The sequence below is a fragment of the Streptomyces sp. Y309 genome (assembly GCF_056712025.1).
On sequence record NZ_CM160048.1, the window covers coordinates 1,774,030 to 1,799,368 of the forward strand.

General features: G+C 72.4%; 20 protein-coding genes. 14 read left to right on the forward strand and 6 right to left on the reverse strand.

What is annotated here, in order from left to right:
* Positions 1-249: 249 nt before the first annotated feature.
* The 9 genes from AC0KTA_RS06350 (at position 250) to pssA (ending at position 11,278) form a co-directional block, all read left to right on the forward strand.
* Entirely contained in the window at positions 250-2,031 is a 1,782-nt protein-coding gene (locus tag AC0KTA_RS06350) for a 3-hydroxyacyl-CoA dehydrogenase family protein (protein ID WP_481054122.1), read from the forward strand.
* Between the two features lie 118 nt (positions 2,032-2,149).
* Entirely contained in the window at positions 2,150-2,977 is an 828-nt protein-coding gene (locus tag AC0KTA_RS06355; protein WP_481056326.1) for a TetR family transcriptional regulator, read from the forward strand.
* 458 nt (positions 2,978-3,435) lie between these two features.
* Complete coding sequence (gene ccrA / locus AC0KTA_RS06360; protein ID WP_481054123.1) at positions 3,436-4,773, forward strand: crotonyl-CoA carboxylase/reductase; 1,338 nt, start codon at positions 3,436-3,438, stop codon at positions 4,771-4,773.
* A gap of 17 nt (positions 4,774-4,790) precedes the next feature.
* On the forward strand, positions 4,791-6,842 hold the full coding sequence (locus tag AC0KTA_RS06365; RefSeq protein ID WP_481054124.1) for a protein meaA: 2,052 nt from the start codon (positions 4,791-4,793) through the stop codon (positions 6,840-6,842).
* Complete coding sequence (locus tag AC0KTA_RS06370; RefSeq protein WP_481054125.1) at positions 6,839-7,822, forward strand: HpcH/HpaI aldolase/citrate lyase family protein; 984 nt, start codon at positions 6,839-6,841, stop codon at positions 7,820-7,822. Before AC0KTA_RS06365 ends, AC0KTA_RS06370 begins: the two co-directional genes overlap by 4 nt.
* 5 nt (positions 7,823-7,827) lie before the next feature.
* Positions 7,828-8,382, forward strand: coding sequence for a MaoC family dehydratase (locus AC0KTA_RS06375; protein ID WP_481054126.1), 555 nt, complete (start codon positions 7,828-7,830; stop codon positions 8,380-8,382).
* Positions 8,379-9,584, forward strand: a complete 1,206-nt coding sequence (locus AC0KTA_RS06380) for an acyl-CoA dehydrogenase family protein (RefSeq protein ID WP_481054127.1) — start codon at positions 8,379-8,381, stop codon at positions 9,582-9,584. The genes AC0KTA_RS06375 and AC0KTA_RS06380 overlap by 4 nt, the downstream gene beginning before the upstream one ends.
* A 181-nt stretch (positions 9,585-9,765) precedes the next feature.
* On the forward strand, positions 9,766-10,422 hold the full coding sequence (locus AC0KTA_RS06385; protein ID WP_078621543.1) for a phosphatidylserine decarboxylase: 657 nt from the start codon (positions 9,766-9,768) through the stop codon (positions 10,420-10,422).
* Positions 10,409-11,278 carry a CDP-diacylglycerol--serine O-phosphatidyltransferase gene (pssA, locus tag AC0KTA_RS06390; protein WP_481054128.1) on the forward strand — a complete coding sequence of 290 codons (870 nt, stop codon included), beginning with the start codon at positions 10,409-10,411 and terminating at the stop codon, positions 11,276-11,278. The genes AC0KTA_RS06385 and pssA overlap by 14 nt, the downstream gene beginning before the upstream one ends.
* Before the next feature lie 60 nt (positions 11,279-11,338).
* Here the strand turns inward: pssA and AC0KTA_RS06395 are convergent, their stop codons facing one another.
* From AC0KTA_RS06395 to AC0KTA_RS06415, 5 genes are all read right to left on the reverse strand, one after another.
* Positions 11,339-12,607 (reverse strand): ABC transporter substrate-binding protein, encoded by a 1,269-nt coding sequence (locus AC0KTA_RS06395; RefSeq protein WP_481054129.1) that lies wholly within the window; start codon positions 12,605-12,607, stop codon positions 11,339-11,341.
* Positions 12,604-13,704 (reverse strand): branched-chain amino acid ABC transporter permease, encoded by a 1,101-nt coding sequence (locus AC0KTA_RS06400; protein ID WP_481056327.1) that lies wholly within the window; start codon positions 13,702-13,704, stop codon positions 12,604-12,606. Before AC0KTA_RS06400 ends, AC0KTA_RS06395 begins: the two co-directional genes overlap by 4 nt.
* Before the next feature lie 73 nt (positions 13,705-13,777).
* Positions 13,778-14,668, reverse strand: a complete 891-nt coding sequence (locus tag AC0KTA_RS06405) for a branched-chain amino acid ABC transporter permease (RefSeq protein WP_481054130.1) — start codon at positions 14,666-14,668, stop codon at positions 13,778-13,780.
* Positions 14,665-15,495: an ABC transporter ATP-binding protein gene (locus tag AC0KTA_RS06410; RefSeq protein ID WP_481054131.1), complete on the reverse strand. Its 831-nt coding sequence runs from the start codon at positions 15,493-15,495 to the stop codon at positions 14,665-14,667. The genes AC0KTA_RS06405 and AC0KTA_RS06410 overlap by 4 nt, the downstream gene beginning before the upstream one ends.
* Positions 15,492-16,244: an ABC transporter ATP-binding protein gene (locus tag AC0KTA_RS06415; RefSeq protein ID WP_481056328.1), complete on the reverse strand. Its 753-nt coding sequence runs from the start codon at positions 16,242-16,244 to the stop codon at positions 15,492-15,494. The genes AC0KTA_RS06410 and AC0KTA_RS06415 overlap by 4 nt, the downstream gene beginning before the upstream one ends.
* Positions 16,245-16,851: 607 nt before the next feature.
* Between AC0KTA_RS06415 and AC0KTA_RS06420 the strand changes: the two genes are divergently transcribed.
* Positions 16,852-18,066 carry a PucR family transcriptional regulator gene (locus tag AC0KTA_RS06420; protein ID WP_481054132.1) on the forward strand — a complete coding sequence of 405 codons (1,215 nt, stop codon included), beginning with the start codon at positions 16,852-16,854 and terminating at the stop codon, positions 18,064-18,066.
* 599 nt (positions 18,067-18,665) lie between these two features.
* Here the strand turns inward: AC0KTA_RS06420 and AC0KTA_RS06425 are convergent.
* A complete protein-coding gene (locus AC0KTA_RS06425; RefSeq protein ID WP_481056329.1) occupies positions 18,666-19,787 on the reverse strand; it encodes a glycerate kinase in 1,122 nt (373 codons plus the stop codon).
* Positions 19,788-20,140: 353 nt separating this feature from the next.
* Between AC0KTA_RS06425 and AC0KTA_RS06430 the strand changes: the two genes are divergently transcribed.
* From AC0KTA_RS06430 to AC0KTA_RS06445, 4 genes are all read left to right on the forward strand, one after another.
* The gene (locus AC0KTA_RS06430) at positions 20,141-21,259 is read left to right on the forward strand and encodes an ADP-ribosylglycohydrolase family protein (protein ID WP_481054133.1); all 1,119 of its coding nucleotides are present in this window, start codon (positions 20,141-20,143) and stop codon (positions 21,257-21,259) included.
* Positions 21,260-21,349: 90 nt separating this feature from the next.
* Positions 21,350-21,844, forward strand: coding sequence for a CU044_2847 family protein (locus AC0KTA_RS06435; RefSeq protein ID WP_481054134.1), 495 nt, complete (start codon positions 21,350-21,352; stop codon positions 21,842-21,844).
* 2 nt (positions 21,845-21,846) lie between these two features.
* On the forward strand, positions 21,847-24,144 hold the full coding sequence (locus AC0KTA_RS06440) for a VMAP-C domain-containing protein (protein ID WP_481054135.1): 2,298 nt from the start codon (positions 21,847-21,849) through the stop codon (positions 24,142-24,144).
* Positions 24,141-25,337, forward strand: coding sequence for a MoxR family ATPase (locus tag AC0KTA_RS06445; RefSeq protein WP_481054136.1), 1,197 nt, complete (start codon positions 24,141-24,143; stop codon positions 25,335-25,337). The genes AC0KTA_RS06440 and AC0KTA_RS06445 overlap by 4 nt, the downstream gene beginning before the upstream one ends.
* The last annotated feature ends 2 nt before the right edge of the window (positions 25,338-25,339 follow it).

The window sequence follows — 25,339 nt, forward strand, 5'->3', positions numbered from 1 at the left end:
GACTCATGACGGCCTGGTGACGCAGCCGTCGCGAGTGTTGTCGGTTCGGTACGCACGTACCGCAGGACGGCGTGGCTCCGGGACAGGGCCCGCCGGTTCCCCTCTCGCGCAACCTCCGCACGCCGTACGCCACTTCACGCCCGCTCGCGTGGCCGCCACGCACGCATGCGTGGTCCGTGTCCGGTGCGCCCCCGCCACGCGCCGCGCGCGTGTGCCCCTCAGTCGTCACTCACTTCCTGGAGTCCACGCATGGACACTCCCTTGCACACGGTCGCCGTCGTCGGTCTGGGCACGATGGGCACCGGCATCGCCGAAGTCCTCACCCGCGCGGGCCGCGAGGTCATCGGCATCGACATCAGTGAGCAGGCCGTCGCCCGCGCCGTCACCGCCCTGGAGGCCTCCACCGCGCGTGCCGTGCGCCGCGAGCGGCTGTCCGAGAGCGAGCGCGACGCCGCTCTGGCCCGTTTCCGCACCTTCACCGACCTGCGGGCGGCGGCCGACGCCGACCTGGTGATCGAGGTCGCCCCCGAGTCGTACGAGATCAAGCAGCAGATCTTCCGTGAGCTCGACGGTGTCGTCCGCCCCGGCACGATCCTCGCCACCGGCACCAACGCACTGTCCGTGACGCGGCTGGCCGCCGAATCCGCCCACCCGGAGCGGGTGTTGGGCCTGCACTTCTTCAATCCGGCGCCCGCGATGAAGCTCGTCGAGGTCGTCTCGTCCGTGCTCACCGCGCCGGCCGCCGTGGCGAGGGTCACCGACCTGGCCTGCGCGCTCGGCAAGGAGCCCGTCGCCGTCGGCGACCGCCCCGGTTTCGTCGCCGACGGGCTGCTCTTCGGCTACCTCAACCAGGCGGCCGCGATGTACGAGGCCAAGTACGCGAGCCGGGAGGACATCGACGCCGCGATGCGGCTCGGCTGCGGACTGCCGATGGGCCCCCTCGCGCTGCTCGACCTGATCGGCGTCGACACCGCCCGCACCGTCCTCGACGCCATGTACGCCGAGTCGCAGGACCGGCTGCACGCGCCCGCCCCGATCCTCAAGCAGCTCAGCGAGGCGGGCCTGACGGGACGCAAGTCGGGCCGCGGCTTCTACACGTACGCCGCGTCCGGGAGCGACGAGGTGGTGCGGGACGCCGCGACACCGCTGGAGGGCACGCGGCAGGCGCGCGGACGTGAGGTGCGCGCCGTCGGAGTGGCCGGTTCCGGGACCATGGCGTCGGGCATCGCGGAGGTCTTCGCGAAGGCCGGGTACGACGTGGTGCTCGCCGCCCGCAGCGAGGAGAAGGCCGCGGCGGCCAAGTCCCGTATCGCCAAGTCGCTTTCGCGCTCTGTCGACAAGGGGCGGATGACGTCGGAGGCGGCGGCGAAGACCCTGGACCGGATCACGCCGAGCGGGACGTACGACTCGTTCGCCGACGTCGATCTCGCTCTGGAGGCGGTCGCCGAGGACCTGGAGATCAAGCAGCAGCTGTTCGCGACGCTCGACAAGGTCTGCAAGCCGGGCGCGGTCCTCGCCACCACCACGTCCTCCCTGCCGGTCGTCGCCTGCGCCCGCGCCACCTCCCGCCCCGGCGACGTGATCGGCCTGCACTTCTTCAACCCGGCGCCGGCCATGAAACTCGTCGAGGTCGTGCGCACCGTGCTGACCGAGGACGACGTGCACGCCACGGCCCGCGAGGTGTGCGCGTCGATCAAGAAGCACCCGGTGGACTGCGGCGACCGGGCCGGCTTCATCGTGAACGCGCTGCTCTTCCCGTACCTCAACAACGCGATCAAGATGGTCCAGGAACACTACGCGTCTCTTGACGACATTGACGCCGCGATGAAGCTGGGCGGCGGCTACCCCATGGGGCCCTTCGAGCTCCTGGACGTCGTCGGCCTGGACGTCTCGCTGGCCATCGAGAAGGTGCTGCACCGCGAATTCCGCGAGCCGGGCCTCGCCCCCGCCCCTCTCCTGGAGCACCTGGTGGCCGCGGGCTGCCTCGGCCGCAAGACGGGCCGTGGTTTCCGCGAATATGCCCGGCGCTGACCGGCGCGCGGACCCCGGAGCCAGAGCACAGGAAGCGGTGCGCGCCGAGCGCGCGGACTGGGGCGGGCTGCTCGAACCGTCGGGCAGCCCCGTCCCGCAGGCGCACTCAGCTGCGCACATGCAGTACGTTCGGGGCATGTCCAAGGCCGTCAAGTCCTCACGTACGACAGCTACGCCCGACGCTCCGGAGAGCGCCGCGGGCAGCCGCGCCGCCGCCCAACGGCTCAAGATGCGCCGCGAGCTGGCGGCCGCCGCCATGGAACTGTTCGCGTCCAAGGGGTACGAGGCCACGACGGTCGACGAGATCGCCGCCGCGGCCGGTGTGGCCCGCCGGACCTTCTTCCGCCACTTCCGCTCCAAGGAAGAGGCGATCTTCCCCGACCACGACGACACCTTGATCCGCGCGGAGGCCGTGCTCAACGCGGCGCCCGCCCACGAGCACCCGCTGGACACCGTGTGCCGCGGGATCAAGGAGGTCATGAAGATGTACGCCGCGTCGCCCGCCGTCTCCGTGGAGCGGTACCGGCTGACGCGGGAGGTGCCGACGCTGCGCGAGCGCGAGATCGCGTCCGTGGCGCGGTACGAGCGGCTGTTCACGCGCTATCTGCTCGGGCACTTCGACGAGCACGCGCACCATCACGGCAACGACGATCCGCTGCTCGCGGAGGTCGCCGCGTCCGCCGTGGTGACGGCGCACAACCACGTGCTGCGGCGGTGGCTGCGGGCCGGGGGGCAGGGGGACGTCGAGGGGCAGCTCGACCATGCCTTCGGGATCGTGCGGCGGACGTTCGGGACGGGGATTCCCGCAGGGCGGGACACGGTGCCCCCGTCGGGGGCGGCGACCGTCTCCGACGGGGGTGAGGTGCTGGTTACCGTTGCGCGCACCGACGCTCCCCTCGACGAGGTCATGCGCACCATCGAGAAGGCGCTGCGCACTCGCTCCTGATGGGGCTTCGCCCCTCTCCCCCTTTTCGGCCCTTCGGGCCTCGTCCTCAAACGCCGGACGGGCTATCCACTGCCCGTCCGGCGTTTTTTGGCGCCCCATGAGGGAACCCACCCGCACCCCTGCTGACCTGCAATGATCGATCATCGCTCAGATGAAGCCCGCTGCTGACAACTGAGAGAAATTGTTGGCACTGAGTGTCTTGCCGACTGGCACGCGGTGTCATACGTTGATGTTGTCCGGGCGGCCGGCACGCGGAGAACTTCCGTACGCCGGCTGTCCCCGTGAGCCATTGGCGAGCGCGCCCGGACGCCTGCGTCACAGGCACCTCCCGCGCCCCACCACGGCGTCGCCACAGCACCACCTCCGCCGAACCGACGGCACCACACCCTTTCCAGCACCACCCCGACGTACCCCTCAGAGCGCTACCCGCCGGTAGCGCCCTTCGCCGGAGGCATCCCATGCAGGAAATCCTGGACGCGATCCAATCGCCGGACACCTCGGCGGCCGACTTCGCCGCGCTGCCGCTGCCCGAGTCGTACCGCGCGGTGACCGTGCACAAGGACGAGACGGAGCTGTTCGCCGGTCTCGCCACGCGGGACAAGGACCCGCGCAAGTCGCTGCACCTGGACGACGTCCCGGTGCCCGAACTCGGCCCGGGCGAGGCCCTGGTGGCCGTGATGGCGTCGTCGGTGAACTACAACTCCGTGTGGACATCGATCTTCGAGCCGCTGTCGACCTTCGGCTTCCTGGAGCGGTACGGCAGGCTCAGCGAGCTGACGAAGCGTCACGACTTGCCGTACCACATCATCGGGTCCGACCTCGCGGGCGTCGTGCTGCGCACCGGCCCCGGTGTGAACGCCTGGCACCCCGGCGACGAGGTCGTCGCGCACTGCCTGTCCGTCGAGCTGGAATCCAGCGACGGCCACAACGACACCATGCTCGACCCCGAGCAGCGCATCTGGGGCTTCGAGACCAACTTCGGCGGGCTCGCGGAGATCGCGCTCGTGAAGTCCAACCAGCTCATGCCCAAGCCGGACCACCTCAGCTGGGAGGAGGCGGCGGCTCCGGGGCTGGTGAACTCCACCGCGTACCGGCAGCTCGTCTCCCGCAACGGCGCCGGCATGAAGCAGGGCGACAACGTGCTGATCTGGGGCGCGAGCGGTGGACTCGGCTCGTACGCAACGCAGTTCGCGCTCGCCGGGGGCGCCAACCCCATCTGTGTGGTGAGCAGCCCCCAGAAGGCCGAGATCTGCCGCGCCATGGGCGCCGAGGCGATCATCGACCGCAACGCCGAGGGCTACAAGTTCTGGAAGGACGAGCACACCCAGGACCCCAAGGAGTGGAAGCGCTTCGGCAAGCGCATCCGTGAGCTCACCGGCGGCGAGGACATCGACATCGTCTTCGAACACCCCGGCCGCGAGACCTTCGGCGCCTCCGTGTTCGTCACCCGCAAGGGCGGCACCATCACCACCTGCGCCTCGACCTCGGGCTACATGCACGAGTACGACAACCGCTACCTGTGGATGTCCCTGAAGCGCATCATCGGCTCGCACTTCGCCAACTACCGCGAGGCCTGGGAGGCCAACCGGCTGATCGCCAAGGGCAAGATCCACCCGACGCTCTCCAAGGTGTACTCCCTGGAGGACACCGGGCAGGCCGCCTACGACGTGCACCGCAACCTGCACCAGGGCAAGGTCGGCGTCCTCGCGCTCGCACCCGGCGAGGGACTCGGCGTGCGCGACCAGGAGACGCGGGCCCGGCACCTCGACGCCATCAACCGCTTCCGCGACATCTGAGGGGGCTGGGCCCGCACATGACTGAGCGTCAGAAGGACCGGCCGTGGCTGATGCGCACCTATGCCGGCCACTCCACGGCCGAGGCGTCGAACGAGCTGTACCGGCGCAACCTCGCCAAGGGCCAGACCGGTCTGTCGGTCGCCTTCGACCTGCCGACGCAGACCGGGTACGACCCGGACCACATCCTCGCGCGCGGGGAGGTGGGCCGGGTCGGCGTCCCGGTGTCCCATCTCGGCGACATGCGGCGGCTGTTCCAGGACATCCCCCTGGAGCAGATGAACACCTCCATGACGATCAACGCGACCGCCATGTGGCTGCTCGCGCTCTACCAGGTCGTCGCCGAGGAACAGGGTGCCGACATCGGCAAGCTCCAGGGGACGACGCAGAACGACATCGTCAAGGAGTACCTGTCGCGCGGCACCCACGTCTTCCCGCCGGGACCCAGCCTGCGCCTGACCACCGACATGATCACGTACACGGTGGCGCACATCCCGAAGTGGAACCCGATCAACATCTGCAGCTATCACCTGCAGGAGGCCGGGGCCACGCCGGTGCAGGAGATCGCGTACGCGATGAGCACGGCGATCGCGGTGCTCGACGCGGTGCGTGCCTCCGGGCAGGTGCCCGAGGAGAAGTTCGGTGACGTCGTCGCGCGGATCTCCTTCTTCGTGAACGCCGGTGTGCGGTTCATCGAGGAGATGTGCAAGATGCGGGCCTTCGGGCGCATCTGGGACCGCGTCACGCGCGAGCGATACGGCATCACGGACGCCAAGCAGCGCCGCTTCCGCTACGGCGTGCAGGTCAACTCGCTCGGCCTGACCGAGGCGCAGCCGGAGAACAACGTCCAGCGCATCGTCCTGGAGATGCTCGCCGTCACGCTGTCGAAGGACGCACGCGCGCGTGCCGTGCAGCTGCCCGCGTGGAACGAGGCGCTGGGTCTGCCGCGCCCCTGGGACCAGCAGTGGTCGCTGCGCATCCAGCAGGTCCTCGCGCACGAGAGCGACCTGCTGGAGTACGAGGACATCTTCGCGGGCTCCCATGTGATCGAGGCCAAGGTCGACGCCCTCGTCGAGGAGTCCCTGGCGGAGATGGACCGCATCGAGCAGATGGGCGGCGCGATGGCCGCCGTCGAGTCGGGCTATCTGAAGGCGCAGCTCGTGTCCTCGCACGCGGAGCGCCGGGCGCGCATCGAGGCGGGCGAGGACAAGATCATCGGTGTGAACGTCTTCGAGACGACGGAGCCGAACCCGCTCACCGCCGACCTGGACACCGCGATCATGACGGTCGACCCCGAGGTCGAGGCGCGTGTGGTGGAGGCCATCGGGGTGTGGCGCACCACCCGTCAGGAGTCCTCGGACCGGCAGGGCCTCGGCGACCCGTTCCACTTCCCGACGATCCGGCAGTCGCTCGACCGGCTGAAGGAGGTCGCGGCCGGCACCGGCAACCTGATGGAGGCCACCCTGGAGTGCGCGCGTGCCGGTGTGACGACCGGGGAGTGGGCGGGGGCGCTGCGGGAGGTCTTCGGGGAGTTCCGGGCGCCCACGGGCGTCTCCGGGGCGCCGGTGGCCGTCACGGCGGAGGCGGGCACGCCGCTCGCGCTGGTCCGCGAGAAGGTCGAGAAGACCGCCGCGGACCTCGGCAGCGGCAGGCTGCGCTTCCTCGTCGGCAAGCCGGGCCTCGACGGGCACTCCAACGGCGCCGAGCAGATCGCGGTGCGCGCGCGTGACGCCGGGTTCGAGGTCGTGTACCAGGGCATCCGGCTCACCCCCGAGCAGATCGTGGACGCGGCGCTCGCGGAGGACGTGCACGCCGTGGGCCTGTCGATCCTGTCCGGCTCGCACGCGCAGCTCGTGCCGGACGTGCTGGTGCGGCTGCGCACCGCGGGCGCGCACGACATCCCCGTGATCGCCGGCGGCATCATCCCCAGCAGCGACGCCGAGGACCTGAAGGCGGCGGGTGTGGCCGCCGTGTTCACCCCCAAGGACTTCGGCATCACGGAGATCATCGGTCGTATCGTCGACGAGATCCGGAAAGCGAACCACCTCGACCCTCTGGAGGTCCCCGCATGACCCAGACCCAGCCGCAGTCCGGCGCGGTGAACCGGCTCCGCCCGCGCCGCTCCTGCCTGGCCGTTCCCGGCTCGAACCCGCGCTTCCTGGAGAAGGCCCAGGGCCTGCCCGCCGACCAGGTGTTCCTCGACTTGGAGGACGCGTGCGCGCCGCTCGCCAAGCCCGAGGCGCGGCACACGATCGTCAAGTTCCTCAACGAGGGCGACTGGACGGGCAAGACACGGGTCGTGCGCGTCAACGACTGGACGACCGAGTGGACGTACCGCGACGTCGTGACGGTGGTCGAGGGCGCTGGCCCCAATCTTGACTGCATCATGCTGCCGAAGGTCCAGGACGCCCAGCAGGTGGTGGCCCTCGACCTGCTGCTTACGCAGATCGAGAAGACGATGGGCTTCGAGGTCGGCAGGATCGGCATCGAGGCGCAGATCGAGAACGCCAAGGGTCTGGTCAATGTTGACGAGATCGCCGCCGCCTCGTCACGTATTGAGACGATCATCTTCGGCCCGGCCGACTTCATGGCGTCGATCAACATGAAGTCGCTCGTCGTGGGCGAGCAGCCGCCCGGCTACCCGGCGGACGCGTACCACTACATCCTGATGCGCATCCTGATGGCGGCGCGCACGCACGACCTCCAGGCGATCGACGGCCCGTACCTCCAGATCAAGAACGTCGACGGCTACCGCGAGGTGGCGGGCCGCGCGGCCGCGCTCGGCTTCGACGGCAAGTGGGTGCTGCACCCGGGCCAGGTGGAGGCGGCCAACGAGGTGTTCTCGCCGTCGCAGGAGGACTACGACCACGCCGAGCTGATCCTGGACGCGTACGAGTACTACACGTCCGAGGCGGGCGGCAAGAAGGGCTCGGCGATGCTCGGCGACGAGATGATCGACGAGGCCAGCCGGAAGATGGCGCTGGTCATCTCCGGGAAGGGCCGTGCGGCCGGCATGCGGCGCACCAGCACGTTCGAGGCTCCGGAGGCGTAGGGATCATGCAATTCGGCCGCACCTATGAGGAGTTCGAAGTCGGCGCCGTGTACAAGCACTGGCCTGGCAAGACGGTCACCGAGTACGACGACCACCTCTTCTGTCTGCTCACCATGAATCATCACCCGCTGCACATGGACAGCAACTACGCGGAGCAGACGACGGACTTCGGGAAGAACGTCGTCGTCGGGAACTACATCTACTCGCTGCTGCTGGGCATGTCGGTGCCGGACGTGTCGGGCAAGGCGATCGCGAACCTGGAGGTCGAGTCGCTCAAGCACGTGGCGCCGACGTTCCACGGCGACACGATCTACGGCGAGACGACGGTCCTGGACAAGACGCCGTCGAGGTCCAAGTCGGACCGCGGGGTCGTGTACGTGGAGACCCGGGGCTACAAGCAGGACGGCACGCTGGTCTGCGTGTTCCGCCGCAAGGTGATGGTGCCCACGGAGACGTACATCAAGGAGCGCGGCGGCGAGCAGCCCGGCCGCCCGGAGCCGATCGCGCCCACGGAGAAGAAGTCCGCGCCCGCGGCGCAGGAGACGGAGAAGCAGTCATGACGCGACTCGCGCAGACCGCCGGTCTGACCGACATCCAGCGGGAAATCCTGTCCACCGTCAGGGACTTCGTCGACAAGGAGATCCTGCCGGTCGCGACCGAGCTGGAGCACCGCGACGAGTACCCGCAGCAGATCGTCGACGGCCTCAAGGAGTTGGGCCTGTTCGGCCTGATGATCCCGGAGGAGTACGGGGGTCTGGGCGAGTCGTTGCTGACGTACGCGCTGTGCGTGGAGGAGATAGCGCGCGGCTGGATGTCGGTGTCCGGCATCATCAACACCCACTTCATCGTGGCGTACATGCTCAAGCAGCACGGCACGCAGGAGCAGAAGGACCACTTCCTGCCGCGCATGGCGACGGGTGAGGTGCGGGGCGCGTTCTCGATGTCGGAGCCGGGGCTCGGCTCCGACGTGTCGGCGATCGCGTCGAAGGCGGTCAAGGACGGCGAGGAGTACGTCCTCAACGGTCAGAAGATGTGGCTGACGAACGGGGGCTCGTCAACGCTGGTGGCCGTGCTCGTCAGAAGTGACGAAGGACACCCTGAGGGCACGGCCCCGCACAAGTCGATGACGACGTTCCTCGTGGAGAAGGAGCCGGGCTTCGGCGAGGTGCGTCCGGGGCTGACCATCCCCGGGAAGATCGACAAGATGGGCTACAAGGGTGTCGACACCACCGAGTTGATCATGGATGGCCTGCGCATTCCGGCCAATCGCGTGCTCGGCGGGGCGACCGGCCGAGGGTTTTACCAAATGATGGACGGCGTCGAGGTCGGCCGCGTGAATGTGGCGGCGCGTGGTTGCGGCGTCGCGCAGCGTGCTTTTGAACTGGGCGTCTCGTATGCCCAACAGCGTCACACTTTCGGCAAGCCGATCGCCCAGCACCAGGCAATTCAGTTCAAGCTGGCGGAGATGGCTACCAAGGTCGAGGCCGCCCATGCGATGATGGTGAACGCAGCACGCAAAAAGGACTCCGGGGAGCGAAACGACCTCGAAGCAGGGATGGCGAAGTATCTGGCATCCGAATACTGCAAGGAAGTCGTAGAGGACGCGTTCAGGATTCACGGCGGGTACGGCTTCTCGAAGGAGTACGAGATCGAGCGTCTCTACCGCGAGGCGCCGATGCTGTTGATCGGTGAAGGAACCGCCGAGATCCAGAAAATGATCATTGGCCGACGACTCCTCGAAGAGTATCGATTCCAGGGCTGAATGTCCGACTTGGGGTGATTTCTTCGAGATTTACTCGAGAAGAAGATCACACCCAGTCAGCACGCAGCGGCGGCCGACTCGGCTTCCTGGCTTGCCCAGTTGTGGCTCGCAACCGATACGATCCCGGGAAAGCCGCCGTCCCCCATATGCAGTGCGGCATCATCCGCTACGAAGGTCATCCATGCCCCACAGCCAAACCTCTGCACCTCGCGTCAGCTTCCTCGGTGGACGCCTCGCGCGCGGAGCATCGCCGTGGCTCCTGCCGACCGTCGCCACCGCGGCACTCAGCCTGGCCAGGTCACGCCGCTCCAAGGGCGCGGCCGCGATTGCCGTGCCCACCACCGCGCTCGCGGCGGGCATGCTGTGGTTTTTCCGCGACCCCGAGCGCGAGATCACCCGGGGCCGGGTCATCTCGCCTGCCGACGGTGTCGTACAGAGCATCATGCCGTGGAAGGACGGGCGCACCCGCGTCGCGATCTTCATGAGCCCGCTGAACGTCCACGTCAACCGCGCGCCGCTGGCCGGCACGGTGACGTCCGTCGAGCACATCCCGGGCGGTTTCGTCCCGGCGTTCAACAAGGAGAGCGAGAACAACGAGCGCGTTGTCTGGCACTTCGACACCGAGCTCGGCGACATCGAGATGATCCAGATCGCGGGCGCCGTCGCCCGGCGCATCGTGCCGTACGTGCCTCAGGGCACCAAGGTGGAGCAGGGCGAGCGCATCGGCCTGATCCGCTTCGGCTCGCGCGTCGACATCTACCTGCCGGAGGGCGTCGAGGTGGACGTCGAGGTGGGGCAGAAGACCGTGGCTGGGGTGACCCGCATTGACCGTGACTGATCCTGAGACACCGGCGGGCTGGGTGCCCGAGGCCGTGGACAACGGGGCCTCCGCGGTGGGCGACTCCGACGAGGACATGCCGCTCTCCCTGCGCCTGTCGATAGCGGACACGCTCACGCTGGGCAACGCCACGTGCGGCTTCATGGCGGTGTACTTCACCACCACCGGCATCCTCATCCCGCACCTCACGGGTGACCAGTCGGGCATGGCCCGCAACAGCGCCGCCACGGCCGTGATCCTGATGCTGTGCGCCGCCGTCTTCGACCTCTTCGACGGGCTCGTGGCCCGCAAGCTGCGGTCGTCGCCGATGGGCGCGGAGCTGGACAACCTCTCCGACCTGATCAGCTTCGGTCTGGCCCCCGCGTACTTCGTGCTCGTGTACGGCGTGGTCGGCGAGGGCGCGCATCAGCGGGTCGCGGCGGTCGGGGCGATCGTGGTGCTCTTGGCGGTGGTGCTGCGGCTTGCGAGATTCTCGTGCGTGACCCTGCGTGACGGAGTGTTCCAGGGGATGCCGTCGCCGTTCGGCGCGCTGACCGTTGTCTCGATCGTGCTCCTGGAGCTGCCCTTCGTGGCCACGCTCCTCGCCATCATCGGCACCGCCTGGCTGATGGTGAGCCGGGTCGAGTATCCGAAGCCGCGGGGCCCGCTCGCGGTGGCCATGCTCGCCTGGATCGTCGCCGCGATGGGGCTGCTCGCCGCGTGGGCCTTCGACGCCCCCGGCGGTCAGCTGCTGCTCCAGACCGGCTGCGCGCTGCAGCTGGTGCTCGGCGCGGTGATCCCGTTGTTCGCCACGGCTCGCCGGGTGAACAACTTCCGGGACAACCGGCGCGAGGCGCGGGCCGGGCAGTTGCCGTAGCGGCGCTTGTACGTTTGCCCGAAGGGGCCTGGACCGGATCGGTCCAGGCCCCTTCTGCGTTCAGGAACCCGGCGTGTACGCCTGCGCCTCCGTGGACGCGTTCGGCTCCCGTACCACCGTCATGCCGCCCGTCGCCGACTTGTCGGGCTTCAGGATGGCGGTTTCCTTGGACGAGGGGGCCTTGGGGTTCGTGAAGTTCTGGCGGGCGCCGAAGCCGGCGTCGTACGCGTCGATGGTCAGCAGAGCCTTGTCGACGCCCTCGCGGGTGAGGTCCTTGGCGGCGCAGGCCTTCTTCAGGGCCTCGCCGAAGACCGAGGCGGCCGTCCAGCCGGCGACGACGCCGTTGTCGAGGGCGTCCTTGGGGTGGGCCTTCCGGTAGTCGGCGACCAGCTTCTTCGCGGCGGGGGTGGCGGCGCCGATGGGCAGGGTGGGCGAGGCGACGTAGTAGTTCTTCGTCAGGGCGGGGCCCGCCTGCGTGGCGAGGAGCTGCGGGGCGAACGCCGAGTTGTTGCCGATGATCGGCACATCGAGCTTCGTCGCCGCGGCGACGCCCACGAGGGAGGCGGCCTGCCGCGGGCCCGCGCTGATCACGACGGCGTCGACACCGGCCTTCTTCAGGGCGGCGGCCTGGGCCGTCATGTCGTTGTCGGTGGGCTTGATCTTCTGCTCGACGACGCTCAGACCGGACTTCTCCGCCATGTGCCGCGAGCCCTTGAGCGCGTTCTCTCCGTAGTCGCCCTCGAAGTAGACATGGCCGAGCTTGTCGCCCTTCTTCAGGCCCTTCTCCTTGATCAGGAAGTCGACGGCGTTGATGGTCTCGATGTCGTACGTGGATCCGATGACGCGTACGTAGGGGCTGCCGAGGAGGTTCGCCGACCAGGCCTGCGGCAGCACGAGGCCCTTGTCCTGGCCGTCGACGCGGTCCTTGACGGCGGCCACGAACGGGGAGCCGATGAACTGGGTGTAGCCGAGGACGTCCGGTTCCAGTTCCGTGTACGCGGCGACGGCCTTCTGCGGGTCGTAACCGTGGTCGCGGACCTGGAGTTTCAGGCGGTGGCCGCAGATGCCGCCCGCGGCGTTGAGCTGCTTGACGTAGAGCTGCTGGGCCTGGGTGACGCTCTTGCCGAGGGTGGCGTAGACGCCGGTCATGTCGGTGAGGGCGCCGAGGGTGATGGTCTTGCCGGAGATGCCCTCGCCCGTCTTCACGCCCTCCGCGTTGCCGCCTCCGTCGCCCTTGTCGTCGTCCTTGGCCTTGGAGCTGCACGCGGCGAGTGCGACCGCCGCGGCGAGCGCGGTGACGACGGCCGTGGCACGGGTCATTGGAGTCATGCTTCCTCCCCTGGGATGGACCGTGAGCGCCGGGCGGCGACGCTGATGAGGCCGCCGGGCAGGAAGAGCACCACCGCGACGACGGCGGCGCCGTACAGGTACCGGGACGCCTCCCCCGGTGCGATGCCACCGGTGCCGGGCGCGGAGACCAGGGGCAGCGCCTCGCTGTAGCGGGTGAGCAACTGGGGCAGGAGCGAGACGAGGACGGCGCCCGCGACCGCGCCCGCGACGGAGCCGAGCCCGCCGATGACGATCATGGCGAGGTACTCCAGGGACAGCGTCATGCCGAAGTAGTCGGGCACGGTGCGCTGGAAGACCAGGGCCAGCAGGACGCCCGCGAGTCCGGCGTACATCGACGACAGGACGAACACGCCGGCCCGGTAGCGGGCGACGGGCACACCGAGGACGCCTGCGGCGACGCGGTGGTCGCGGATGGCGTTCAGGGCGCGGCCCGGCCGCCCGCGCAGCACGCCGCGCGCGAAGAGCCCGCAGCCGAGGAGCAGCACGAGCCCCGCGTACCAGAGCTTCTCGGCGGAGCCGAAGGGCACGGCGGCGACCACGACTTCGCGGTCGTCGAAGGTGAACCCGAAGACGCTCAGGGGCGGCACGGCGCGGCCGTTCGAGCCGCCCGTCAGGTCGCCCGCGTTGAACAGGACGTGCTGCCCGATGAAGATCAGCGCGAGCGTGGCGATGCCGAGGTAGGCGCCGCGCAGGCGGCCCGCGATGGGGCTGAACGCGCCGCCTGCGGCGCCCGCGAGCAGTACGGCGAGGACGGCGGCGAGCGAGGTGGGCAGGCCGAGCCCGGTGAGCCCGTCGCCCTCACCGGCGAACACGCAGTAGCCGTACGCGCCCACGGCGAGGAAGAAGGCGTGCCCCATGGAGAGCTGGCCGGTGGCGCCGGTGAGGAGGTTGATGCCGATGGCGCCGATCGCGGCGGCCATGGCGAACAGGCCCGCCTGGAGCCAGAACCGGTCGAGGTAGAAGGGCAGGGCGAGCAGCAGGACGCTTCCGGCCGCCCAGGCGTGGGCGCGGGGGCGCTTGAGGAAGTTGCGCGCCGCCCGTCCCGGAGAACGCTCCAGGTGGCGCGGGCGCTTCAGGCCTGGGCGCTTCAGGCGAGGGCGCTTCGGGTGGCGGCCGCCGGAGGGGGTGCGGGCCTCGGACACGGGGACCTCAGACACGGGCGAGCTCCTTCGTGCCGAAGAGTCCGGCGGGCCGGATGAGCAGGATCGCGATCATCACGAGGTAGGGGGCGAGGTCGCCGAGGCCGCGGCCGAGGAAGGTGAGGTCGCTCTGGTAGCCGGTGGCGAGGGATTCGGTGACGCCGACGACGAGTCCGCCGACGAGGGCGCCGGTGGTGGAGTCGAGGCCGCCGAGGATCGCCGCCGGGAAGGCCTTCAGCGCGGCGAGGGAGGTGGCGCGTTCGAGGCCCGGGGTCGGGAAGACGGTGAGGAACAGCGCGGCGACGGCGGCGAGCGCGCCCGCGACGGCCCACGCGCCGAGCGAGACCCGGCCGAGGCGCACGCCCATCAGGGCGGCGGTCTCCGGGCTCTCGGCGGCGGCCCGCATGGCGACGCCCCACGAGGTGTAGCGGAACGCGGCCAGGAAGATGCCGATGAGGAGCGCGGCGGTGACGAACGCGGCGATGCGGGTGTGCGCGATCGTGACGGATCCGACGGTGAGGACGGAGTCGCCCCAGGGGTCTCCGAGCGGCAGTACGTCCGTGCCGAGGCGGCGGGTGAGTTCGGTGGTGAGCAGGATGTCGACGCCGATGGTGACGATGGCGAGGACGCTGTGGTCCTGGCCGCGGTAGCGCCGCATGACGCAGAACTCGACGGCCGCGCCGACGACGGCGGCGCCCGCGACGCCGACGGCGAGGGCGGGCCAGAAGCCGAGGTCGTCGTGGAGGGAGGCGGTGATGTAGCCGCCCGCGAGGAGCAGGGAGGCGTGGGCGAAGTTCACGACTTCGGTGGCGCGGAAGATCACGACGAAGCCGAGCGCGATGAGGGCGTAGACGGAGCCCAGGGACAGGCCGTTGAGGAGGAGTTCGGCGAAGGTGCTCATGCTCCGGCCGCCTCCTGTCCCAGGTAGGCGCGGACGACGGCGGGGTCGTTCTGTACGTCGCCGGGGGTGCCGTGCGCGATGCGGCGCCCGAAGTCGAGCACGGTCACCGTGTCGGCGAGCCGCATCACCACCCCCATGTCGTGTTCGACGAGGACGATCGAGATGCCGAGGCCCTCGCGGACGCCCGCGACGACGGCGGCGGTACGGCGGCGTTCGGCGGCGGTCATCCCGGCGACGGGCTCGTCGAGGAGGAGCAGGCGGGGCTCCATGCACAGGGCGCGGGCCAGTTCGGCGAGTTTCCGCTGCCCGTACGGCAGGGCGCCCGCGGGCAGGCCGAGCTGGTCCTCGATGCCGACGAACGCGGCGATCTCGCGGACGCGTTCGCGGTGGATCCGGTCCTCGCGGGCGGCGGACGGCAGCCGCAGGCCCGCGCCGAGGAAACCGGCGCGGGTGAGCCGGTGGCGGCCCAGGAGCAGGCTGTCGGCGACGGTGGCGCGGGGCGGCAGGGCGAGGTTCTGGAAGATGCGGGCGATGCCGAGTTCCGCGATGCGGTGCGGGCGCATGCCGGTGAGTTCGTGGGGGCCGAAGCGGACGCTGCCGGACGTGGCGCGGTAGACGCCGGACAGGACGTTGAAGCACGTGGACTTGCCCGCGCCGTTGGGCCCGATGACGGCGTGCACGGTGCCGGGTTCGACGGTGAGGGACACCGCGTCGAGGGCGGTGAGACCGGCGAAGCGGACGGTGAGGTCGCGGATGGTCAGGGGCGGTACGACGCCGTCGCCGGGCTCGGGCGGTGGTGTGCCGTCGTCCTCGTGGGGCGGGGTCATCGGTCGGCCTCCCAGCGGCGCAGGCTCGGCGGGGTGTCGAGGGCGCGGGTCGCGTCGGCGGCCGCCGTCTCGTCGACCACGCCGAGGTAGCGGCGGCGCACCTCGTCGGAGGCGGCGAGTTCGGCCGCGGGGCCCTCCAGGGCGACTTCGCCGACGTCGAGGACGTACGCGTACGAGGCCAGGCGCAGCGCGAGCGCGGCGTTCTGCTCGACGAGGAGGACCGACGTGCCCTGGGCGTTGATCTCGCGGACGGTGTCGGCGATGCGGGCGGCCATCAGCGGGGCGAGGCCCAGGGAGGGCTCGTCGAGCAGGAGCAGCCGGGGGGCGGCCATCAGGGCGCGGGCGACGGCGAGCATCTGCTGTTCGCCGCCGGAGAGCAGCCCCGCGCGCTGGCCCGCGCGGTCGGCGAGGACGGGGAACAGTTCGTGGACGCGGGCGAGGGCCGCGGCCTTGGCGGCGCGGGAGCCGGTGGAGCCGAGGGCTCCGGCGCGCAGGTTGTCGGCGACCGTCATCCTGGCGAACACCCGCCTGCCCTCGGGCACTTGGGAGATGCCCGCGGCCACGACGCGCTCGGGCCTGAGCCCGTCGACGCGGCGGCCCGCGAAGCGGATGGTGCCGGAGGTCAGGGCGCCGCCGTGGAAGGAGAGGGTGCGGGACAGGGCGCGCAGCAGCGTGGACTTGCCGGCGCCGTTGCCGCCGAGCACGGCGACGACGGCGCCGTCGGGCACGTCGAGGCTGACGTGCCGCAGGGCGCGGACGGGGCCGTAGCCGACGCAGGCGTCACGGACGGAGAGGGTGTGGTGGGCGGGGTGGACGGGGTGGACGGGGTCGGCTCGGTGGGGCTGGTCGGCCCGGTGGGGCTGGTTGGCTCGATGGGACTGGTCGGCCTGACGGATCGGGTCGGCCTGACGGATCGGGTCGGCGTGGTGACTCTGGTCGGCGCGGTGGGCACGGTCCGTCCGGCGGCTCTCGTCCGGCTCGTGGGTTTGGTCCGGCTGGCGGGTTTGGTCCGGCTCGCGGGTTTGGTCCGGCTCGCGGGTTTGGTCCGGCTCGCGGGCCCGGTCCGGCTCGCGGGCCCGGTCCGGCTCGCGGGCCCGGTCCGGCTCGCGGGCCCGGTCCGGTCGGCGGTCGGAATCGGCCATTTCGCACCCCCTTCCGCGGCGTGGCGTTCACTTCAGCACCGTGCCGGGCGGGCGTCCACGGGCGGCGGGCGAAACGCTGCCGGGGCCCAGCGGTGGCGGCCGGGCGTTGTGCACCGGCACAGCACCGCCCGCCGGGGTGCTGCCGGGGCGGGCGCCCGGTGGCATCCTCCGCATCAGGCACGCGGCTCACGACGGCGAGCGGGGGAGGCGGGGCATGGGCGGGCGCACACGACGCACCGGGCACGACTGGAAACTGCTCAAGGAGGCGTGCGTGGCGCTGCTGCCGCGGATCCCGGAGCTGGTCGACGAGCATCTGCGCCAACTCGCCGAGCACTCCCCCGCGTACGACCGGGTGCTGCCGTACGACCAGCACTGGCGGGAGGCGGAGGAAGCCATCCGGATCGGCATCGAGACGATCACGGAGCCCCGTGAGTCGCCGCGCCGCGACCTGGAGTACGCGCGGGAGGCCGGGCGGCGGCGGGCCGGGCAGGGGCTGCCGCTGGACCTGCTGGTGCACTCGTACCGGAACGCCGGTTATCTGGTGTGGGACGCGCTGCTCGAAGGGGCGTCGGGCGGGGATCCGGAGCGGCTCGCCGCGCTGCTGCGGTCGGCGACGCTGGTGTGGTCGGCGGTGGACGCGCAGGCGGTGACGGCGTCCGACGCGTACCGGGAGACGGAGCTGGAGCTGCGCCGGCGCACCGACGAGCGGGCGCAGGCGCTGCTCGACGCGCTCCTCGAGGGGCAGAGCGCGCCGGGGCTGGCGGCGCGGGCGGCGGCGGGTCTTGATCTGCCGGAGCGGGGGCCGTACGCGGTGGTGGTGCTGCGGGTGGACCGGCGCGGTGGGCGGGACGCGCCGCACCGGCGGGTGCAGGAGGCCGGGTTCCGGTTCGTGTGGCGGATGCGGACGGACTGCGAGGTGGGGGTGGTGGCGCTGGGGGCGCAGGCCGGTCTCGACGGGCTCGTGGCGCTGCTCGACCGGCTCGGGGTGGGGGCCGGTGGGATCGGTCCCGTCGTGGGCGGGCTTGCCGAGCTGGGGCAGGCGCGGCGGCTCGCGGAGCTGGCGCTGCGGACGTGTCCGGCGGACGCCGGGGGTGTCGTGCGGTTCGACCGGCGGATGCCGACGGCTCTCGTGGTGGGCCAGCCGGAGCTGGCGGGGCGCCTGGTGGCGGATGTGTTCGGGGCGTTGCTGTCCCTCGAACCCGGGGACCGGGCGGTGCTCCTTGAGACGTTGGACGCGTGGCTGGACTGTGAGGGGTCGGCGGGGCGGGCCGCGGGGCGGCTGTACTGCCACCGGAACACCGTCTTCAACCGGCTGCGGCGGTTGGAGCAGCTCACGTCGCGGTCGTTGGCGCGGCCTCGGGATCTGATCGAGATGACGTTGGCCCTCGACGCGTATCGGCTGTCGCCGGGACTGGGCGGGGTGGGGTGATCCCGGGGTCGGGGGTGCCCCTCCCTGGGCGTGGGGCGCCGCTGGACCCCGGGGCGGGGTGGGCCGGATGGCGGGTGCCCCCTGGGCGTGGGGCGCCGTTGGCCCCCTCGGCGGGTGGGCCGGATGGGCGGTCGCCACCTGGGGCGGGGCTGGGGTCGGACTTGGCGGTGCCGTCGGCCGGGGCTGTGCCCACCCGTCCCGCCCTGCGGGACGATTGCCCACAGCGGTAGCGGCACACCGCGGTGGCGGCACACGGAGGCGGCGGCACGCAGCGGTAGCGGCCCACAGCGGTAGCGGCACACGCCGGTGGCGGCCCACAGCGGTAGCGACACACAGCGGTGACGGCACACGGCGGTAGCGACACACAGCGGTAGCGGCACACGGCGGTAGCTGCCCACGCCGGTGGCGGCACGCAGCGGTAGCGGCCCACGCCGGTAGCTGCAGCGGTGGCCGTTGCCGCTTGCCCTGGGCCGCGCGGCCCGCCGCGCCCGCCCCCGCGCCCGCCCCCGAAGTCCCGGTCTCCCCAACGCTCGGGGCAATCAGTAAGGGCGGGTGGGTGGGGAAGGCCCCCGCCGCGGAGCGGTGGGGGCCCGTGCCGGTCAGGTCAGGAAGTCGTGGGCCACGGACGCGGCCAGGCGTTCCAGGAGGGGGCCCGCCTCGGCCACGCAGCGGGCGACGTCGGGCTCGATGTCGGTGAGGGCGTACGCCCGCCGGATCCCGGCGGCGCCGAGCGCGGTGGGCGGCAACGCGAGCCGCCCGCACACGGCGACGACGTCGACCCCGGCGGCCCGGGCCGCCGCGGCCACCCCGGCGGGAGCCTTCCCGTGCAGGGTCTGCTCGTCGAGCGACCCCTCCCCGGTGATGACGAGCGCCGCCCCGGCCAGCGCCGGCGCGAAGCCGAGGACGTCCAGCATGACGTCGATGCCGGGCCGGAACGACGCCCCGAGCCCGACGAGGGCCCCGTACCCGATCCCGCCCGCGGCCCCGGCGCCCGGCGCCTGCGCGTACTCCAGAGCCTGCGGCCCGACGTCCCGGGCGAGCACCCGCGCGAAGTGCGCGAGCGCGGCGTCGAGGGTTTCGACGTCCTCCGGCGAGGCGCCCTTCTGCGGCCCGTACACCGCGGGCGCCCCCTTCGGCCCGGTCAGCGGGTTGTCGACGTCGCTGGCCAGGACGATCTGGACGGCGCCGAGCCGCGGGTCGAGCCCGGACAGGTCGGCGGACGCCAGCTCCCGCAGCGGCCCGCCGCCGGGCGCGACGGGCTCCCCGTCGGCGTCCAGGAACCGCGCGCCGAGCGCGGCCAGCATGCCCGCGCCGCCATCGGTCGTCGCGCTGCCGCCCACGCCGAAGACGACGGTGTGCGCGCCCGCGTCGAGCGCGGCGCGGAGCAGCTCCCCGCTGCCGTACGTCGTCGCCGTGAGCGGCGCGAACGTGTCCGCGGGCAGCAGTTGCAGCCCCGAGGCCTCGGCCATCTCCACGACGGCGGTGCCGTCCCGCAGCGCGTACGCCGCCACGACCTCGGCGCCGAGCGGCCCGGTGACCCGCACCTCCCGGCGTTCGAAACCGGCCGCCACGGCCGCGTCGACCGTGCCGTCACCGCCGTCCGCGACGGGCAGCGCCCGCACCGGCAGGTCCGGCACCACCCGGTGCAGGCCCGCCGTCACGCGCTCGGCCACCTGCACGGCCGTGAGGGACCCCTTGAACTTGTCCGCGGCGATGAGCACATGGCCGCGGCCCGTGCCCCCGGCGCCGTGTCCCGCGCCGTCTCCCGCCGTCACTGCAGCGTCCGCCACCTTGCATTCCCCTTGCTTTCCGGGCCTTGCTCGCGTCAAGGCAGTCGCGCCGCAGCGACCATAACCGCAGGAGGGGGCCGCTGCCCATGGTCGTCGGCCCCGCCCACTGATCACCTGCCCTGATTTATATGGCTATACAGGGACAACTCGACCCGGCATGCGGCCAGAGATGATCGATCACCCCGGCCCGGCCCAAGACCCGGACCAAGACCCGGACCAGGACCGGGACCAAGACCCGGACCAGGACCCGCGCGCCGCCGCCCGGATTTCGGTAGACCGGACGTATGACCTCGACGGCACCGGACCCCCGGCCCACGGACCCCCGCCCCGCGAATCCCCGGCCCACGGACCCCCGCCTCGCGGACCGCATCCACGGCGGCTGGCTCGGCCGCATCGCCGGCAACATGCTCGGCAAGCCCGTCGAACACGGCGACTACTGGACCCGCGACCGCATCGACCGCTACCTGCGGCTCACCGACGCGCTCCCCCTCACCGACTACCTGCCCGAACCCCCCGCCGGGGACGGGGCCGGCGACTTCGAGCTGCGCCCGGAGTGGCCCTTCTGCGTGCGCGGCCGCGTCGACGGCAGCTGCCGCGACGACGACGTGGACTACGCGATCCTCGGCCTGGAGCTCCTGGAGTCGCGCGGCTTCGGCTTCAGCACCGAGCAGGTGGGCGAGCTGTGGCTGCTGCGGCTGCCCTATCTCCAGACGTTCACGGCGGAGCGCGTGGCGTACCGCAATCTCACGGCCGGGCTCAGGCCGCCGCTGACGGCGACGTACGACAATCCGTACCAGGAGTGGATCGGGGCGCTGATCCGCGCCGACATCTTCGGCTGGACCTGCCCGGGCGACCCGCGCCGCGCCGCGTCCCTCGCCCGCCGGGACGCGGCGCTCTCGCACACCGGCAACGGCGTGTACGCGGCGATGTGGGCGGCGGCGCTGATCGCGGCGGCGTTCACGGCGGGCTCGCCCCGGGACGCGCTGGAGGCCGGGCTCGAGGTGATCCCGGCGAGCTGCCGGATCGCGCGGACGGTACGCCGCGTGGCTTCGCTGTACGAGGCGTCGCTGAGCTGGGAGGAAGCCCTCGACACGGTGGCGGGCGAGACGGCCGGGCTCGGCTGGATCCACGCGGTGCCGAACGCCGCCGTCCTCACGGCCGGACTCCTGTACGGCGGCGGGGACTTCACGCACACCATCGCGCTGACAGTGCGCGGCGGCCTCGACACCGACTCCAACGGCGCGACGGCGGGGTCGGTGGCGGGCGTGCTGTGCGGGGCGGAGGCGATCCCGGCCCAGTGGCGCGAGCCTCTTCGGGACCGGGTCCGCAGCGCGGTGTTCGGCTACGACGGCGCCAGGATCAGCGAACTGGCCGAGCGGACGGCGCGATTGGCGGCAGGGTGAGGCCCGCAAACCGGGGCTCAACGGGAATCCGACGTCTCCGGGGTGGCGAAGCCGTGCCGCACACCGGCCGGTGATCGGCACAATGGGCGCATGCCCGAGTACCTGGAACTCGACCTGGCCGGCGCCGCGTTGCGCGTGGAACTCGCCGACGTCGGTGACGCGCCCCCGGGCGCGCTGCCGGGCGGCGCCCCCGACGAGGACGGCCTGCCCGCGGAGTTCGGCGTGCCGAGCCCCGTCTCCAGCGGCGGCGGCCGCGCCGCCACGCTGGCCGCCGACACGCTGCGCGCGACGCTCCGGCCGCTCGGGCCGCTGCTCGACCAGGTGCACGCCTCGGTGGCGGGCGCGGAACACCCGCCCGACGAGTTCGGCGTCGAGTTCGGCATCGAGGTGGGCAAGGACCTCAAGCTCGGCATCGTCGGGGTGAAGGGCACGGCCACCATGACGGTGTCGGCGACGTGGCGGCGTACCGAGAACACAACAGGCACAGCAGGCATGACAGACACAGCAGGCGCGGCAGACGCGGCAGGCACAACAGACGCGACAGCCTCCGCGCACGCCGGGGCCGACGGCGGAACCAGGAGCTGAGCGTGGACGGAAGCCTGCACGGGCCGGCCGGCGCGCCCCCGGTCGTCGCCGTGCTCGCGCGGGCGGGCGAGGCCCCCGCGGGCGCGGGCGCGCTGCTCTCCGCGCGCCGCGTCCTCACGTGCGCGCACGTCGTCAACGAGGCGCTCGGCCTGGCCCCGCTGAGCGAGGCGCGGCCCGTCGACGACGTCCTCCAAGTGGGCTTCGCGCGGCGGACGGTGCGGATCAAGGCGCAGATCGAGGTGTGGGTGCCGCCGCGCCGGAGCGGTGGCGCGGCGTGGCACGGCGATCTGTGCGTCCTGTCGCTCAGCGAGCCCGCGCCGCCCGGGACGGCGCCGGTCGCCTGGACGGAGATGGCGGAGGGCCAGCGGCTGCGGGCCTGGCATGGCGTCGGCGATCCGGTCACGTTCGCGGACACGCGGCTGAAGCTCCTGGACGGCCCGCTGGGCTATCTGGACGGAGAGTTGTCGGGCGCGGCGATCGGCCCCGGCTTCAGCGGCGGGCCGTTGTGGACGGAGTGCGGGACGGGCGCGGCGGGCCTGGTCGTGGGACGGCTCGGGCACCCGGCGCGTCCGGGTCACCCGGGCCACTCGGGCCACCCGGGGCAGGGCGACGCCGGGTACGCCGCGCACTCCGGCCAGACCCTGCGGCGCACCTGGGCGCTGCCGTGGCAGGCGATCCGCGAGCAGCTGCACGCCGCCGGGGCCGCCGCCGTCGTCGACGAGTGCCGCTCCGCGCGCCCGCCGCTGCCCGACGATCCGCTCGCCGTCGAACTCGTGGGCCTGCTGCGGTCGTTGCTGCCGGATCCGGCCGTGCGCGCCGACCACATGCGCAGACTGGACGCCGAGCTGGGGCGCGCCACTGCGCACGGCGCGCCCGCGCCGTCCGTCGAGGCCCTTGCCGCGGACCTGCTCGCCACCCCGAGGGCGCTGCCCACGCTGAGCGAGTCGCTGGTGGCGGTCGGGCCGTACGGAACGCGGCCCGAGCAGTTGACGCCGCTGCTCGCCGTCGGCCGGGCGGTCACGGCGGCCGGGCTGCTGTCCCACTCCGAATTCGCCTTCCTGGAGCGGGCGTTGAGCCAGGTCGTGACGGCCGACGCGACGCTGCCCGCGCGGGCGGCACGGGAGGCGCTGCGGTTCACGCCGCTGCCGCAGCCGCTGTGCACCGCCCGCCTCGGGGAGTCCGCGGTCGCGCGCGTGATCGGCCAACTGGAGGACTACCACGACCCGGTGCGGGACGCGGGTTCGCCGCCGGTGCCCTCGCTCGTGCACCTCGTCGAGTTCGTCGCGGCGGCCGCCGACCCCGCCCTGGGCGAGGCGCTGCGCGGCTGGAGCGACCGGGTGTGCGCGCGGCTCGGCGTGCACGCGGCGGCCCGCGACCAGCGCCGCGCGGACGCCGCGCGCTGGGCGGCGTCCCGGACGGCCCCCGTGGTCCGGCTCCTCGCGGAGCTCACCCGGGACGGCGCGCGGGAGCCCGGGCGCTACCGCTGCCGCGTGTGGCAGCGGCTCGCGGACGGCGGCGTACGCCGCGTGCAGACCGGTACGAACGACGAGACGCTGGCCCCCGAGCAGGTGGGCGCCCTCATCCGGGAGGCCGCCGACCTCTCCGCGCCCGCGGGCACGCCGCTCGCCGTGGACGTCGCCGTGGACCGCACGGACCTGCACCTGCCCGTCGACGAGTGGGACGCGGGCAGCCCGAACGAGTTCGTGCCGAGCCTGCCCCTCGGCGTGTGCTACCCGCTGACGCTGCGCTGCCCGGAGATGAGCCGCCGGGTGCCCGGGCGCGAGGCCGAGCACCGCCGCCGCTGGGCCGACGGACACGGCCGCCCGCTGGTCGTCGACGGCACGCACGCCGACGGCAGGAAGGTCGCCGCGCTCCTGACGACCGGTCACCACGACGCCAACCAGGTCGTCCTGCACGGCCCGCCCGCCCTGCGCGCCCAGCTCCTGGAGATCTGCCTCGCACTCGGCGTGCCGGTCGTGCTGTGGGACCGCGACGCCCGCGACCACGCCGACGCGGACCGCCTCGACCCGCTCTCCCCCACCGGGCTCATGCACCAACTCCCCGACCGCGTACGGGAGTTCCGGGGCCGGGTGCTGGCCTCGGAGCCCGCGCCGTGCCCCGGGCGCCCCGCCCTCGTGTGGGAGGACCCGGCCACGTGGGAGCCCGCGGCGTGGGAGGGTCCCCGTACCGCACTGACGGATCCGGACGTACCACCGCCGCGGCCCGTCCCCGGCCCCGCGGCACCGAGCAGCATCCCCGGCGCCCCCGGCACCCCCGTTCAAGGAGCAGGCAGCGTATGACAGAGCAGTGGGACCAGCAGCCGCGCGAGACCGGCGCCGAGCGAGCGTCCGGGGACTGGCGGCTGTTCCGCGGCGACGGCGCGACCCGCCACGTGACGTTCCCGGAGGCACCGCCGTGGCGCCGCTTCCCGCCGAAGCCGGAGCAGGGGCAGGAGCCGCAGCCGTCCCCCGACGAGACCGGGGCGGGCGCGCGGACGCACCGCCCGTACCTCATCGGCCCCGACGAGTCGGAGATCGTCAACGCCGCGCTGCTGCTGCGCCGCCCGCTGCTCGTCACCGGCCACCCCGGCACCGGCAAGTCCTCGCTCGCGCACGCGATCGCGCACGAGCTGACCCTCGGCCGCGTGCTGACCTGGCCGGTCAACAGCCGCTCCACGCTGCGCGACGCGCTGTACGGGTACGACGCGATCGGGCGGCTGCGGGAGTCCAACCTGCGCAAGGAACGGGAGTCCAGCCTGCGCAGGGAGCGGGAGTCCGATCCGCGCGGGGAACGGGAGTCCGGTCCGCGCGGGGAACGGGAGTCCGGTCCGCGCGGGGAACGGGAGTCCGGTCCGCGCGGGGAACGGGAGTCCGATCTGCGCAGGGAGCGGGAGGGAGCCACGGGTTCCCCGGACCCGCACGGCACCGACATCGGTTCGTACGTACGCCTCGGACCGCTCGGCACCGCGCTCGTCCCCGGCGAGCGCCCTCGCGTCCTGCTCGTCGACGAGCTCGACAAGGGCGACGTCGACCTGCCGAACGACCTGCTGACCGTCTTCGAGGAGGGCGAGTTCGAGATCCCGGAGCTGGCGCGGCTGCCGGAGGAGGAGTCGCGGGTCGAGGTGCTCACCGCCGACCCGCAGGTCCGGGCGCCCGTGGTGCGCGGGCGCGTCCGCTGCTCCGAGTTTCCCGTCGTCGTCATCACCAGCAACGGCGAGCGCGAGTTCCCGCCCGCGTTCCTGCGCCGTTGTGTACGCCTCGACCTCGCGGAGCCGGACGAGCAGCGGCTGCGCGACATCGTCGGGGCCCACCTCGGCGACGCGGCCCTGGACGGGGTCGACGACCTCCTGCGGACGTTCCTCGCGCGGCGCGCCCCCGGCGAGCTGGCCACGGACCAGCTCCTGAACGCGGTGTTCCTGCGCAAGGGCGGCGTGGACCTGCCGCCGGGCGCGCTCCTGGACGCCGTGCTGCACCGGCTGGGCGGGGCGGTGTAGGG